Origin of the sequence: Rubrivivax sp. A210 (genome assembly GCF_904426505.1) — a bacterium.
GTDB lineage: Bacteria > Pseudomonadota > Gammaproteobacteria > Burkholderiales > Burkholderiaceae_C > Rubrivivax.
The window spans coordinates 1-13,362 of sequence record NZ_CAJGBN010000045.1 but is presented as its reverse complement, the minus strand read 5'-3'; the positions used below and the strand labels follow the sequence as shown (position 1 = coordinate 13,362).

The following is a 13,362-nucleotide window of genomic DNA, read 5'->3' as shown; positions in this document are numbered from 1 at the left end:
CTGTCGATACCCCGGAAACGAGCCCGTGATCGACCCTGCCATGTCCGTGCAAGAACTCTTCATCACCGATCCTCCGCGCAGCGTCGAAGGCTGGGCCTCACTGTTCGACCACCGCCGCCTGCCGGTGTTGGCCGACACCGCCGGCGCGTTGGCGGAACTGCGCGAGAACGAGGACGCGGTCGACGCCCACATGCTGGCCGACGCCATCGTCAACGACCCGCTGATGACGCTCAAGGTGCTGGCCCATGTGGCAGAGATGCGGCGCGGACGCGACGGCGGCGGTGCCGAGACGGTGACCGAGGCGCTGGTGATGATGGGCGTGCCGCCCTTCTTCCGCGCCTTCGAGGCGCCACTGGTCGCCGAGGACCGCCTGGCCAGCATTCCCGAGGCGCTGGAAGGCTTCCGGCGCGTCTTGCGCCGCTCGCACCGCTCGGCCCGCTTCGCCATCGGGTTCGCCGTTCACCGCATGGACCACGACGCCGGGGTCATTCACGAAGCCGCACTGCTGCGCGATTTCACCGAGTTGCTGCTGTGGCTGCACGCGCCGGCGCTGGCGCTCGAAATCGATCGCCGCCAGCGCGCCGAGCCAGCGCTGCGCTCGGCCGTGGTGCAGCGCGAGGTGCTCAACGTCGAACTGGTCGAGGTGCAGCACGCGCTGATGAGCGCCTGGCGCCTGCCCGGCTTGCTGGTCAGCATCACCCACGGCCACGCGCGCACGATGACACCCCAGGTGCGCAATGTGATGCTGGCCATCCGCGTGGCCCGCCACAGCAGCGAGGGCTGGGACAACCCGGCCCTGCCGGACGACCTGCGCGAGATCGCCGATCTGCTGCAGTTGTCGCCCGAACCGACGGCGCGGCTGCTGCAGGAAATCGACGCGGAAGACTGAGCCCGGGCGCAGGACAGTCCCTGCGAACTGTCCTGAGCCCGGACCTGCGACAGTCCCGGCCACCGGGCATGCGCGCGGCGAAGGATCGGCCATGTTGCGCATGCGAGGACCGAACGCGCCTCAGGCGGCCTGCGCCGGCAGGCACAGGCGCGAATTGGCCAGCGCGCGCACCGTCATGCGCGACATGCCGGCGGCCACGCCGACCTGCGAGGGCTCTTCGTCGTGGACGATGCACAACGCGCCTTCGAGGCAGACCACCCCATGGCCGGTGGCGGTCTCGATGACCAGGGTGTCACCCTTGCGCAGGTGCAGCACCTTCTGGCTGGGCGCGCGCACCGTGGGGCGCGGCGCTGGCATCAGCGCCTGCTGCAACCAGGCCAGGGGTTGGGCGGTGGCAAGGGTGGAGAGGAAATCGGCGGTCATGGCGGGCTCCTTGGGGCGGCGGGGTATGGACGCACTTTAGGAAGCCAGGCCCGCGGGCGCTGCGACGCAGGCCGCGCCGGGGATGTGACGGATTCACACCTGCTGGTACAGAATCCGCGCCGCAGGCCGGACTTCACCCGGCCACGGGACTCCGCTCAACATGGATATGCAGACGCTCCAGACCTTTCTCAGCACCACGGTCATCGAACTGGCCTTCAAGGTGCTGGCCGCCATCGCCTTCTGGATCATCGGCCGCTGGCTCAGCGGCAAGGTGGTGGCCCTGATGCAGGCGGCCATGAGCCGCAACCACGTCGACCCGACGCTGACCAAGTACCTCGGCTCCATCGTTGCCATCGCGCTGAACATCGCGCTGGTCCTGGGCATCCTGGGCTATTTCGGCATCCAGACGACCTCGTTTGCCGCCATGCTGGCGGGTGCCGGTGTGGCCATCGGCGCGGCCTGGAGCGGCATGCTGGGCAATTTCGCCGCCGGCGCCTTCATGCTGGTGCTGCGTCCGTTCAAGGTGGGCGATTTCGTGCAGGTGGGCGGCCTCGTCGGCACCGTACACGAACTGGGTCTGTTCGGCACCACCATCATCACGCCCGACAACGTGCTCACCCTGGTGGGCAATACCCGGGTCTTCGGCGAAACCATCTCCAATTACTCGGCACGGCCGGTGCGGCGCGTCGAGCGCACGGCACAACTCGCCGGCAGCGTCGACCCGCTGGACGCCATCGCGCGGCTCAAGACCGCCGTGGCTGCCATCCCCCACGTTGCCACGAGCCCGGCGCCCGAGGTTTCGCTGCTCGACATGAACCTGGTCGGCCCGGTGATCGCGGTGCGCCCCTACTGCGGCAACGAGCACTACTGGCAGGTCTACTTCGACACCAACGAGGCCATCGTCCGCACCGCTCGCGAGGCCGGCTGGCCGGCGCCGACGCCGTCGCAGATCGTCCGCACCACGGCAGCCTGAGCGGGCGCTCAGCGCCGCAACCAGCGCTGCAGTTCCTGCCAGGGCTCGGGCCGGTCGGCCATGTGGACATGGGCCACGCCGACGAGGTGGCGGTTGTCGGCGCCGGCCAGAGTGGCCGTGCTGGGCGGGAAGACGATGTTGTCACAGTGGCTGTAGAAGCAGCTGAGCTTGGCGGCGCGGCCGTGCGGCTCGCGCGCCTCCAACGCCTGCAGCCAGGGCGAGCCGATGCGCATCTGGCGCGCATTGGCCGAGAGCGCCCAGCGCGCCAGCCAGGTGCCGTGGTGGGGCGTGCCAATCGTGATGGCGTGGTACACGCGGCCATCGCCGCCCAGCTCGGCCCACCAGCGGCGCAGGGCCAGCCCGCCCATGCTGTGGCCGACGACCACCGGTGCCAGGCCCGTGGCCTGCTCCAGCGCCCGCACGCCGTCTTCGATGCGCGCGACGTAATCGTCGATGGCGCCGAACACCGGCTCGAGGTTGACAGCCACCACTGGCGTGCCCGCGGCATGCAGCTTCTCAAGCCAGGGGTTCCAGAGCCCGCGGTTGCAGACGAAGCCATGCACCAGCAACACGCCGCGCTGTCCGCGCGCAAGGGCCGGCAACACATCGGGCCAGCGCCGGCTGCGAAAGGGCTGACGCCAGCAGAAGACGCGCGGCGCCGCCAGCACCTCGCCCCACCAGGCGCGCAGCAGCAGCTTGAGGCCGGCGCGCGGCGCGGGGTCGTCGCCGTGGACCCAGCGCAACAACACGAATTCCAGGCCCAGCACCAAGGCATGGCCGCACAGCAGCGCCAGCACGCCGGCCACGGCCCAGGCCGGATGGCCAGCCCGCCAGGCCCAGCCGCCCCACAGCGCCGCCAAGGCCAGGATGCCCAGGGTAGTGAACTGCTGCAGGCGCGCCAGCATGGGTTCAGACCAGCCGCACTTCGCGCCCGCTCAGCGTGCGCGCCAGCCGCGTCGCCAGCATGTTGACGAGGCCGTAGATCGACAACTGCGGATTGGCGCCGATGCTGGTGGGGAAGAACGAGCCGTCGTGTACCGAGACATTGGCCAGTTGCCAGTGGCGGCCGTCGGGCCGCACCACGCCCAGCTCGGGCTTGCCGGCCATACCGCAGCCGCCCATCTGGTGGGCGCTCAGCACGCGCGTCAGATAGGGCTCCATCGCCAGCTCCGAAATGGCCTGCTTCGCCTGGGCCCAGCTGGTGCTGGGCCGCGCCGCCTGGTGCACCGGTGTCACGCTGCGCGCGCCGGCGGCAAACTGGATCTCGGCCATGCTCAGCAGCGCCCGCCGCGCGCCCTCCATCGTGAAGGCGTTGAGCTTGTAGTCCAGCACCGGCGTGCCGTCGCCGCCCAGCAGCACGCGGCCACCGGGCGATTCGGGGTGGAAGCCGTCGCGCAGCAGCGCCAGCACCGCCTGGGTGTGGGGAAAGGCGCGCAAGGCCGCCGCCTGCTCGGCGCCGAAACCTGGCAAGGCGATGGCCGAGATCATGGGGTAGAGCGGCGGCGCCTCGAGCTTGTAGCCCATGGGCCCGTCTATCGGCGCCACGCCCAGGAAGTGGTCGGTGTACATGGTCTGGGGCGCGCCGTCCCAGGCTTCGATGGCCTGGTCGAACAGCGCCGTCGACACCACCACCGGGTGCAGGAAGCTGCGCTGGCCCAGGCGCCCGTGCGGGTCGGGCGCCTTGGAGCGCAGCAGCAACCCCGGCGTGTTGATGGCGCCGCCGGCGATCACGTAGTGGCGGGCGCGCAGCTTCGTGGCCGCGCCCGCTGCCGGCGCGCTGTTGATCGTCACCGGGCGGCAGACCAGGGCCGCGGCCTTGTCGCCATCAAATTCCAGCCGCTCGGCGCGCGTCTGCACCAGCAGCGTGGCACCCAGGTCCAGCGCCGCCGGGATGGTGGTGAGCAGCATCGACTGCTTGGCATTGGTCGGGCAGCCCAGGCCGCAGGAACCCAGGTTCCAGCAGCCCTTGACGTTGCGCGGTATCGCGCTGGCCGGTATGCCCAGGCGCGCCGCGCCCAGGCGCAGCAGGTCGTTGTTGACATTGGGCGCCACCAGCCAGGGGCCGATGGACAGGCGCCGCTCGGCTTGCAGGAACCAGGGCGACAGGAAGTCGTCGGTCAGTTCGGGCAGGGCGAAGCGCTCGCGCCAGAACTGCAGCGTGTCCGAGGGCGTGCGGAAGGAACTGGTCCAGTTGACCGTGGTCGAGCCGCCGACGCAGCGGCCCTGCAGGATGGCGATGGCCTTGTCGGCGGTCTTGCGGCTGGCGCTTTCCTGGTAGAGCTGGGGGTAGGCGTCGGATTCGAGCTGGCGGAAATGGCTGCTGCTGCGCAAGGGCCCTTCCTCGACCAGCACGACCTTGAGGCCGGCGCGCGCCAGCAACTCGGCCGTGATGCCGGCGCCGGCACCGCTGCCGACGATGGCGACATCGCAGTCCAGCGTGTCGGCGGCCGGGGCGTGGCCGCCGCCGAATACCTTCCAGCCGCGCGCCAGGCCTTGCTGGATGGGGTCGGGCAAGGTACTCATCGCTTCATTCAGGCCACGGCGCGCTGGCCCGGGTAGCCGATGGCCGACCAGGTGGCGGCGTCGGCGAAGTACGCGGCATTGGTGAGATCTCGCAGCGCATGAAAGACCTGCTGGCGCACGGCCAGGCCCGATTCACGCAGGCCCTGCAGCGCGGCGCCGACCTCGGCCGCCGTGGCCTCGCTCCAGGCCGGGCGCAGGCCGACCAGGGCAAGACGTCCGGGTGCGCTGGCAATGATCATGATCAGCTCGTCGACCTCGGCCTGCAGCGCCGGCGGCATGCCGGCCAGCGAGGCCTCGATGCGCATGAGCAGCGCCGCCACCGCCGCCTCGCGCGCTGCGCCGGGCGGCGGCAGCATGGCATCGAGCACGGCCGGCGCCAGCGCGGTGAAGACGGTGCGGCCGGTCTCGGTCAGGCGGCCCTCGCGGCGCGCCGGCCGCAGCAGCGCCAGCGATCCACCCACCAGCGTGAGCAAGGCCGCGCCCGCCACGCCGACAGTGAGCAGGGTGCGTCGTTTCATGGCCGGCAGTGTTGCATCATTGGGGCCGGCTTCCTTAGGGAAGCAGACCTAGCCGCACCATGCCTCCCCTGCCTTGCTTTCCCTCCCCGCCCTGCCGCCGGCTGCCGCGGCACCCGCGATGAACCCTCGCGGCGCGGCCATCCTGCAAAGCCTGTGCGAGGTAACGGCCGAACGCACACGGCGCGCGGCGCAGCCGGCACTGGGCGAGCGCGTGGCCGCCATCAAGGCCTACCAGCACGCGCGCTTCGAGCGCAGCTATGCCGACCTGCTGGCCAGCCCGCGCTATGCCGCGGCGGCGCGCTTCTTCCTCAACGATCTCTACGGACCGGCCGATTTCACGCGCCGCGACGACCAGTTCGCACGCATCGTGCCGGCCCTGGTGCGCTTGTTCAGCGCCGACGTGGTGGCCACGGTGGCCTCGGTGGCCAGCCTGCACGCACTGTCGGAACAACTGGACAGCTTGATGGCCCAGGCCACGCTGGCCTCAGGCGCCTTCACGGCCAACCCGCCCGACCACGTGGCCTATGCCGCGGCCTGGCGCGCCGTGGGCCAGCCGGCCGAGCGCCAGCAGCAGATCGCGCTGATGCTGGGCGTGGGCCGCGCCCTCGACGGCTTCACGCGCAAGCCGCTGCTGCGCCAGAGCCTGCGCATGATGCGTGGTGCGGCCCAGCTGGCCGGCCTGGGCACGCTGCACGAGTTCATCGTCGCCGGCTTCGAGACCTTCCGCGCCATGGGCGGCGCTGATGATTTCCTGCTCACCGTCTCGCAGCGCGAATCCGAACTCGCCGCCCGCCTGTTTGCGGGCGGCGCGGTGGCCTGATCAGGCGTAAGAGTAGAAGCCCTGGCCGCTCTTGCGACCCAGGCGGCCGGCGGCCACCATCTCCTTGAGCAGGGGCGCGGGCCGGTACTTGGTGTCGTTGAAACCCTCGTAGAAGACCTGCATCACGGCCAGCATGGTGTCCAGGCCGATCATGTCGGCCAGGGCCAGCGGGCCTATGGGCTGGTTGCAGCCCAGGCGCATGCCGGTGTCGATGTCCTCGGCGCTGGCCAGGCCGTCCTGCAGCGCGAAGATGGCCTCGTTGATCATCGGGCAGAGGATGCGGTTGACGACGAAGCCCGGGCTGTTCTTCGCGGTGATGGGCGACTTGCCGATGGCCTGCACGAAGGCCAGCGCGGCGGCGTGCGTCTCGTCCGAGGTCTGCAGGCCGCGGATCAGTTCCACCAGCGCCATCATCGGCACCGGGTTGAAGAAGTGCATGCCGATGAAGCGCGCCGGGCGGCTCATCACCGCGGCCAGCTGGGTGATGGAGATCGACGAGGTGTTGGAAGCCACCACGGTGTTCTCGCCGGCCAGGCCGTCGATCTGGCGCAGGATGCGCAGCTTCAACTCGAGGTTCTCGGTCGCGGCCTCGATGATGAGATCGCGCCCGCGCAGCGCCTCGTAGTCAGTGCCGCCGCTGATGCGGGCCAGGGCCGCGGCCTTGTCGGCGGCGCTGATCTTCTCTTTCGAGACCAGCCGGTCCAGGCTCTTGGAGATGGTGGCCAGGCCGCGCTGCACGGCGGCCTCGTTGACATCGATCATCGCGATGTTCAGGCCGGCCAGGGCGCAGACCTGCGCGATGCCGTTGCCCATGGTGCCGGCGCCGACGACGCCGAGTGTGGTGTTTGCCATGTGGAGGGGAACCGTTCGTTGAATCAGGGGCTGATTTTGCCCCTGCCCGCGGCCCCTCTCCGGCGCGCCCGGCTCAGCCCTTGCTGTGATCGAGATGGGGGAACATCGCGCGCCGCGCCTCGTCGTCCATCTCGGCCTTGAAGGCGTGGCGCTCCCGCAGCGCGGCCACGCGCTGGGCGGCCGGGCGCGCGTTGATGGCGTCGAACAAACGCTTCAGGTGCGGCAGCTCGCCCCAGGCCGCCTCGCCCAGCGCAAAAGGCAGGGCCCGCGCCCAGCCCCAGACCGCCATGTCGACCAGGGTGTAGCGCTCGCCCAGCATGTGGCTGCGCGTGGCCAGGTGGGCATCCAGCAGCCGCCAATGGCGCCAGGCCTCGAAGTCGTAGCGGTTCTGCGCATAGGGCACGGTCTCGGGCGCGTAGTGCCTGAAGTGCACGCACTGGCCGGTGAAGGGCCCGATGCCCGAGGCGGTGAACATCAGCCACGACAGCAGCTCGCCACGCGCCTTGGGCGTGTTCTCGGGCAGGAACTGGCCGGTCTTCTCGGCCAGGTAGAGCAGGATGGCGCTGCTGTCGAAGACCGTGGCCTCGCCGTCGACGATCACCGGCACCTTGGCATTCGGGTTCAGCGCCAGGAAGGGCGCCGCATGCTGCTCGCCCTTGCGCGTGTCCACCGGTATCGCCTCGTAGGGCAGGCCGGCCTCTTCGAGGAAGAGGGCCACCTTCATCGGGTTGGGCGCGAGCGAGTAGTAGAACTTCAGCATGGCGGGCTCTCCTGGGGCGGTGGATGGGGGCGCGATTATCGGCGTGGCGGCTGCTTTTCGCCGCGCGTCGCCGGCACCGCCACGCTGCCGGCACCGACCCGCTCCAGCCAGGCCAGGGCATCGAGATGGGCCACGAAGCGGCCCAGGTACTGCGGCGAAATCTCGCGCATCGCATCCAGGCCGCGCAGTGCCACGGCCTGCGAATGCAGGGGGCCGGCGTTCTCGGGCGCCTTGGCGCGGGCCTGGTGCAGGCGCTGGTCGACAGCCAGCCGGGCCCAGCTGCTTCTGAAGAGGCGCAGCGTCTTCAGCTCGACCGGGGCGGCGGGGGCAGAGAAAGCAGCAGGGCCAGGCGCAGGCTGGGCCGCCGCGCCGGCGTGATCGCGCAGCAGTTCGGCCAGCGGGCTGGGGGGGCACCGATGTCCAGCCGCGGGCGGCTCAGGCGCCCGCGCCTCGCCCAGGGCCTGCAACGCCTGGCGCAGCTTGGCGTCGATGACCCGCCGCGCCTCGCCCTCGTGGGCCGCGGCGCGGCGCGCCAGGGCCTCGATGAAGTGGAAGCGCACCGGGTCGCGGCGCGCGGCGCCGTCGGCACGCCGCGCCGCGATCAGGCCGGCGATCCCGTCGTCGCCCGGCCGCATGTCCCCATCGACTTCAGCCACGGGGCTTGTCGACATCGCGGGCCGGGCGCGGCACCGGCGCCATCTCGACGCGGCGGTTCAGCGCCCTGCCCCTGGCGTCGTCGTTGGAGGCCACTGGCTGCTCGGGCCCGAAGGCCGCGGCGAAGACCAGGGACGAGGGGACGCCGTCGGCGATCAGGGCCCGCATCACCGTCAGCGAGCGCTGGGCCGACAACTCCCAGTTGTCGGCGAAATCGCGGTTGCGGTCGCGCAGCTGGCGGTCGTCGGTGAAGCCGCTCACCATCAGCAGTTCGTCGCGCGTGCGCAGATAGGCCGCCAGCGGCGCCGCCAGGCTCTTGAGCAGCTGGCGGCCCTCGGGCTGCAGCTGGTCGGAGTTCTGCGCGAACAGCACGCTACCGCTGATGCCGATGCGGCCGTTGTTCAGCGTCACCCGGCCCGTGGCCAGCGGCCCGGCCAGCGCCTGCTCCAGCGCCACGCGACGCTGTTCCTCGGCCTGGCGCCGCTTGACCTCGGTGTCGAGCTGGGTGGCCAGGTCGAGCTGCAGGCCGAGCACGGCCACCAGCATCAGCACGAAGGCGCCCAGCAGGCCGGCCATGAGGTCGCCGAAGACGGCCCAGACCGGCGCCGTCTGTTCCATGGCGTGCTCGTGCTCGTCCATCAGGCGGGCTCGACGGGGGCCAGGGCGGCGCGGCCGGCGACGCGCTGCAGGTCTTCGACGATCTGCTTCTGCGAGGTGAGGCTGAGATCGATGATCTCGCGCGCCTGCGCCACGTAATAGGCCAGCTGCTCGTCGCTGCGCGAGAGCGACTTTCCAAGCGCCACCTCGATGCGCTCGAGGTGGGCCGTGAGTTTGTCGTTGGAGGCGCTGAACAGTTGGACCGCGTGGCCGAAGGCCTCGCCCAGGCTGGCGACCTCGGCGGCACTGCCGGTGAGCTGGGCGGCCACGCCGACGATGCGTGTCGAACCGGCCTCGACCTGCTCGCCGAAGCGCGCACCCAGGCGTTCCAGCAGCGCCGCCGAGTTGGCCAGCAGCGCATCGACCGCGGCGCGCTGGCCGGTGGCCGCGTGGTCGACGGCCGCAAGCAACCCTTCGAGCGAGGCCATCACGCGACCGCGCTCTTCCAGCAAGGCCTGGTCCTGCACCAGGCTGGCCGAGAGCTGCGCGCGCAGGGCGGCGATCACCTCGGCGGCGGCGCGCGGCGCCTCGGCGGCGGCCTGCACCAGGCGCTCGATCTCGGCCACGGTGGCGCGGGCCTGGGCGCCGGCCTGGTCGGTAATCCGTTGCGCGCTCACTTCCAGCGCTTGGCAGATGGCCTGCTGGCGCGCCAGGCCTTGCTCACCGGCCTGCTGCCATTCGCGCTGCAGGGCCGCGCCCAGGTCAGCCAGCGAGCGCGTCCAGGCCGCCAGCCGCTGCTCTTCGCGCGCCGCCGCATCGGCCTGGGCCTGGGCCTGGGTCTGTGCCACCGCCGCCAGCAACGCGGCGGCGCGCTCGTCAAAGCCCCTGGCCTGGGCCTCCTGCGCGGCGCGGCCATCGGCGAGCAGGCGGTCCTGCACCGCGGCGGCCTCGCGCGCCAAGCCGGCCAGCGCGGCTTCGACCAACGGCTGCACGGCCGCGCCGGTGCGGCGCGCGCTCTCGGCCAGGCTGGCCGACAGCGAAGCTTCGACCGAAGCCGCCAGCCGGCCGTAGACGGCCTCGGTGTGGCGGTGGAAGCCTTTCTGGTTGGCCAGCAGGCGCTCATTCGCAACCTGGCCCTGGCGCTCCATCTGCGCCATCAGGGCCTGCAGACGGTCCACCAGCTCGGGCATCAGCCCGGCCTGGCCTTGCAGCGTCTTGAAGCTCTCTTCGCGCTGGTGGGCCGATGAAAAGCGGCGCAGCGTGGTCGCAATGCGGCTGTCCAGCACGGCCCCCGCCTGCTGCCGTTCGCGCCGCACCAGCGCCGAGACCAGGCCCAGCATGGCCGACGCGGCCACCCCGGCCACCGAGGTGCCGAAGGCCAGACCCAGGCCGCGCACCGGCGCCGCCAGCGCGGCACGAATGGCGCCGGCGTCGGCGCTGCCTTCCAGCGCCGCCACCGTGCCCTTGAGCGTGACCACCATGCCCAGGAAGGTGCCCAGCATGCCCAGCAGCACCAGCAGGCCCACCAGATAAGGCGTCAGCGCCGGGCCGGGCAGGGCAGCGCGCTCACCTTCCACGCGCAGGCGCACCGGGTTCTGCAGCGTGGGGTGGATGCAGGCCAGCCAGTCACCCAGCCGCTGCAGGTCACCGGGAATGGCCGCCAGGGCCGCGGCCAGCGTGGCGGTGGCGCGCTGGTAGCGGTGCAGCTCGACGGCGCCAGCAAGGTAGAAGGCGGCGATCAGCGCCGTCATCAAAAGGGCCAGCGGGTGGCCGTCGAGATAGCCCGCACCCACCCAGGCCACGGCGGCCAGGCCGGCGGCGAAGGCAGCCCACGAGAGCAGTCGGGGAAGGTTTGCTTTCATGGCGACGTCATCAAGCCCTTGCGGGCTGCTTCATATCCTCTTGTTCCAAGGCTTCCAGCAAGCCCAGCACCGGCTGCAGGCGCAGCTCCAGCTCGGCCAGCAGCACGGACTTCAGTTCCTGGCCGATGGCCGCCCGCCAGGCCGTGCCCGCGGGATCGTCCGTCTCGCGCTGCAGGCGCGCAAAGCGCTTCTCCAGCAGCGCCGGCACGCCGGCCAGCAGGGCGCGCTCGCGCGCAGCCAGGGCCTCGTCCATCGCCCCGTCCAGCGCCGCCAGCTGCGCCAGCGCGCCACCGCGGCCGGCCAGGGCACGGCGAACCTGGCTGCGCAGCGCGGCGATGCGCGTTTCCATCGCCCGCTGCTGCGCCATCACAGCGTGGCGGTAGGGCAGGAAATCGGCCGCGCCGGCCACCGGCTCAGACGCGAATACCGGCTCGGCCGCAATGGCTTTGGCCAACTGCGCCCGCGCCCGGAGGCATTCCGCTGCTGCGGCCTTTGCGGCGGCCGTGGCGCCAGGTGCCTCGGCCACCGCACCAACGCTGAGTGCGGCCGACAGCGAGATGGCGCCGGTCCAGTCCAGCCAGCGGCCCAGGCTCTCGGCAAGCGACGGCTCGCCCTTCGCTTCGCCCGCGAGTTCGGGCGCCGCCAGTGCCGCCAGCAGGCGCACGAGGGCCGAACTGTTGAAGCCCGCAGCCCGCACCCCTGGCCCCATTGCGATCACCGGATTCCGCACGAAAAAGCCGCGGAGTCTAAGGCAAGGGGCGGCGGCGCGGCCCGCCTCAAGCGCGCTTCATCGTGATCGCGTCGAAGGGGCAGGCCGGCACGCACTGCGCACAGCCGGTGCAGTGGGCAGCGTCGTGGAGCACGGCGGTCTTCTTCCAGCCCTTGAGGTCCAGCCACAGCACGCGCGGCGGGCAGACCGCAACGCAGCGGCCACAGCCGGTGCAGCGCGCGCTGACCTCGGGCAGGGCCTTGCGCGGGCCGGCGGGCTGCAGAGCGGCCACGCCGGCGACCGTGGGCCGGCCTCAGATCAGAGCGCCGCGTCCTTGAGCTTCTTGAGCGCGCGGGTCTTGATCTTCACGGTGGCGGGCTTGGCGGCGAAGACGCGTTCCTGCTTGGTGAAGGGATCGATGCCGGTACGCTTCTTCTTGGCCGGCACGTTGAGGACGTTGACCTTCAACAGGCCCGGCAGCGTGAAGGCGCCGAGGCCCTTCTTGTGTACCGAGGCCAGGATGGTGGCTTCGAGCGCGGCAACGACGGCCTTGACCGCCTTGGGCTCGACCGCGGCCGTGGCGGCCAGGTGGGCGATCAGGCCCGTCTTGTTGAAGGCCTCCTTGACCGGCTTCAGCGCGGCCGGAACCTTGGCCGCGGCCTTGACCGGCACAGCGGCCTTGACCGCCTTCACGGCCGCCTTCACAGCCGTCTTGCCAGCCGCCTTCTTGGCCGGCGCCTTGGCCGCGACCTTCTTCGTAGTTGCCATGTGATCCTGGGGGTGAGTGTGGAGAACGGCCCTGGGGCTCCAGGGCCGGCGGATTCTAGGTCGCGCAGCCCGCGCGGCCGGGCGACCCGGAAATCAGCGCTTCAGCGCCTTCACGAAGTCGGCGTCGCCCAGCAGCTTGTCGACCAGCAAGCGGTAGATGCCGCCGTAGTGTTCGATGGCGCGCGGAATCGCGATTGCACCGACGAAGGAGGAGTCCCAGGAGTCCTCCGCTGCCACTTCCTTGTCGAACAAGACCTTCCCCTCGCTCGTAACCTGGAAGCGCGCCGCCAACCTGGCGGTACCCGTGCCAATCGCGGCGTCGACCTGGCTGTCGGTCAACTGGCCCTCGATGAGGAGCTTCGATTGCGGGTCGAGCAGGCCAGCCGACTGCAGCTCGGCCCTCAAGGTCTCCTTGAGGTGGCGCGAGAAACTTCCACTCGGCGCGGCGATGTTGCCACCGCGCAGGCCACCGCCGATTTCGGTGTCCATCGCCGCAGGCTTGCCGGGCGCGAGCTTGAAATTGCCCACCTGGGCCGGCGCGAGCTGGGCCGCGCGCAAGGCCTTCGCGCTCTGGCCGCCGGCCATGGGCGGCGGCATGACGGTGGTGCAACCCGCGAACAGGGCCGATATCAGGATTGTGGCGACAGCCAGGCCATTGCGGCGGCCATTGAAATGCGTACCGCGTACGAATTCGAGCATTTGACTCCCTTGCTTTTGGCTTGCCTCTGCACAGAGGCCTATCTATAGTAATCCAGGGATCAGGGTTATCGAGAGCGCCCTCACTCCTACACGCCCGAATGAGCTCACTCCCTGCAGAAAGCGTGCATTGCCGTGGCCTCATGGTTTCGCGCACTGGCCGCTGATTGCCAACTTCCGAAAGCCCTTAAGGCAACGCTGAACAAGGCTCCGAATTTCGCCATCCAGTAGTGATGGTTGAGGAACAGCCTTCCAGGAGGCCGATTTCGACGCTGCAGCGCGTGTGCGACGCGAATTGCGCCTCGCCACGGCCCCTTT

The 13,362-nt window shown here is 70.8% G+C and carries 16 protein-coding genes; 3 read left to right on the top strand and 13 right to left on the bottom strand.

What is annotated here, in order from left to right; all coding sequences use genetic code 11:
• Positions 1–40 precede the first annotated feature (40 nt).
• The gene (locus JMV16_RS18235) at positions 41–889 is read left to right on the top strand and encodes an HDOD domain-containing protein (protein ID WP_201495732.1); all 849 of its coding nucleotides are present in this window, start codon (positions 41–43) and stop codon (positions 887–889) included.
• Positions 890–1,009: 120 nt separating this feature from the next.
• Here the strand turns inward: JMV16_RS18235 and JMV16_RS18230 are convergent, their stop codons facing one another.
• Positions 1,010–1,312, bottom strand: coding sequence for a hypothetical protein (locus tag JMV16_RS18230; protein WP_201495731.1), 303 nt, complete (start codon positions 1,310–1,312; stop codon positions 1,010–1,012).
• 160 nt (positions 1,313–1,472) lie between these two features.
• On the opposite strand from JMV16_RS18230, the gene JMV16_RS18225 reads away from it, so the two are divergent.
• Positions 1,473–2,285, top strand: a complete 813-nt coding sequence (locus JMV16_RS18225; RefSeq protein WP_201495730.1) for a mechanosensitive ion channel family protein — start codon at positions 1,473–1,475, stop codon at positions 2,283–2,285.
• An 8-nt stretch (positions 2,286–2,293) separates the two neighbouring features.
• Here JMV16_RS18225 and JMV16_RS18220 read toward each other — a convergent pair whose 3' ends face one another.
• The 3 genes from JMV16_RS18220 to JMV16_RS18210 are packed head-to-tail and all read right to left on the bottom strand — an operon-like array spanning position 2,294 to position 5,326.
• Positions 2,294–3,190 (bottom strand): esterase/lipase family protein, encoded by an 897-nt coding sequence (locus JMV16_RS18220; protein ID WP_201495729.1) that lies wholly within the window; start codon positions 3,188–3,190, stop codon positions 2,294–2,296.
• Between the two features lie 4 nt (positions 3,191–3,194).
• Entirely contained in the window at positions 3,195–4,808 is a 1,614-nt protein-coding gene (locus JMV16_RS18215) for a GMC family oxidoreductase (protein WP_201495728.1), read from the bottom strand.
• A gap of 8 nt (positions 4,809–4,816) precedes the next feature.
• A complete protein-coding gene (locus JMV16_RS18210) occupies positions 4,817–5,326 on the bottom strand; it encodes a hypothetical protein (protein ID WP_201495727.1) in 510 nt (169 codons plus the stop codon).
• Between the two features lie 73 nt (positions 5,327–5,399).
• On the opposite strand from JMV16_RS18210, the gene JMV16_RS18205 reads away from it, so the two are divergent.
• Positions 5,400–6,146, top strand: a complete 747-nt coding sequence (locus tag JMV16_RS18205) for an FFLEELY motif protein (RefSeq protein WP_236580598.1) — start codon at positions 5,400–5,402, stop codon at positions 6,144–6,146.
• Here JMV16_RS18205 and JMV16_RS18200 read toward each other — a convergent pair whose 3' ends face one another.
• The 9 genes from JMV16_RS18200 to JMV16_RS18160 form a co-directional block, all read right to left on the bottom strand.
• Entirely contained in the window at positions 6,147–6,998 is an 852-nt protein-coding gene (locus JMV16_RS18200; RefSeq protein ID WP_201495726.1) for a 3-hydroxybutyryl-CoA dehydrogenase, read from the bottom strand.
• Positions 6,999–7,071: 73 nt separating this feature from the next.
• Positions 7,072–7,758 (bottom strand): glutathione S-transferase family protein, encoded by a 687-nt coding sequence (locus JMV16_RS18195; protein WP_201495725.1) that lies wholly within the window; start codon positions 7,756–7,758, stop codon positions 7,072–7,074.
• Positions 7,759–7,793: 35 nt separating this feature from the next.
• A complete protein-coding gene (locus JMV16_RS18190) occupies positions 7,794–8,414 on the bottom strand; it encodes a DUF2894 domain-containing protein (RefSeq protein ID WP_201495724.1) in 621 nt (206 codons plus the stop codon).
• Entirely contained in the window at positions 8,407–9,051 is a 645-nt protein-coding gene (locus JMV16_RS18185) for an OmpA family protein (RefSeq protein WP_411565046.1), read from the bottom strand. Before JMV16_RS18185 ends, JMV16_RS18190 begins: the two co-directional genes overlap by 8 nt.
• Positions 9,051–10,871: a hypothetical protein gene (locus tag JMV16_RS18180; protein WP_201495723.1), complete on the bottom strand. Its 1,821-nt coding sequence runs from the start codon at positions 10,869–10,871 to the stop codon at positions 9,051–9,053. The genes JMV16_RS18185 and JMV16_RS18180 overlap by 1 nt, the downstream gene beginning before the upstream one ends.
• Before the next feature lie 10 nt (positions 10,872–10,881).
• Positions 10,882–11,568, bottom strand: coding sequence for a DUF3348 family protein (locus tag JMV16_RS18175; protein ID WP_236580597.1), 687 nt, complete (start codon positions 11,566–11,568; stop codon positions 10,882–10,884).
• A gap of 79 nt (positions 11,569–11,647) precedes the next feature.
• Positions 11,648–11,863 carry a 4Fe-4S binding protein gene (locus JMV16_RS18170; RefSeq protein ID WP_201496008.1) on the bottom strand — a complete coding sequence of 72 codons (216 nt, stop codon included), beginning with the start codon at positions 11,861–11,863 and terminating at the stop codon, positions 11,648–11,650.
• A gap of 35 nt (positions 11,864–11,898) precedes the next feature.
• Positions 11,899–12,348 (bottom strand): HU family DNA-binding protein, encoded by a 450-nt coding sequence (locus JMV16_RS18165; protein WP_201495721.1) that lies wholly within the window; start codon positions 12,346–12,348, stop codon positions 11,899–11,901.
• A 93-nt stretch (positions 12,349–12,441) separates the two neighbouring features.
• Complete coding sequence (locus JMV16_RS18160; protein ID WP_201495720.1) at positions 12,442–13,047, bottom strand: hypothetical protein; 606 nt, start codon at positions 13,045–13,047, stop codon at positions 12,442–12,444.
• Positions 13,048–13,362: the final 315 nt, after the last annotated feature.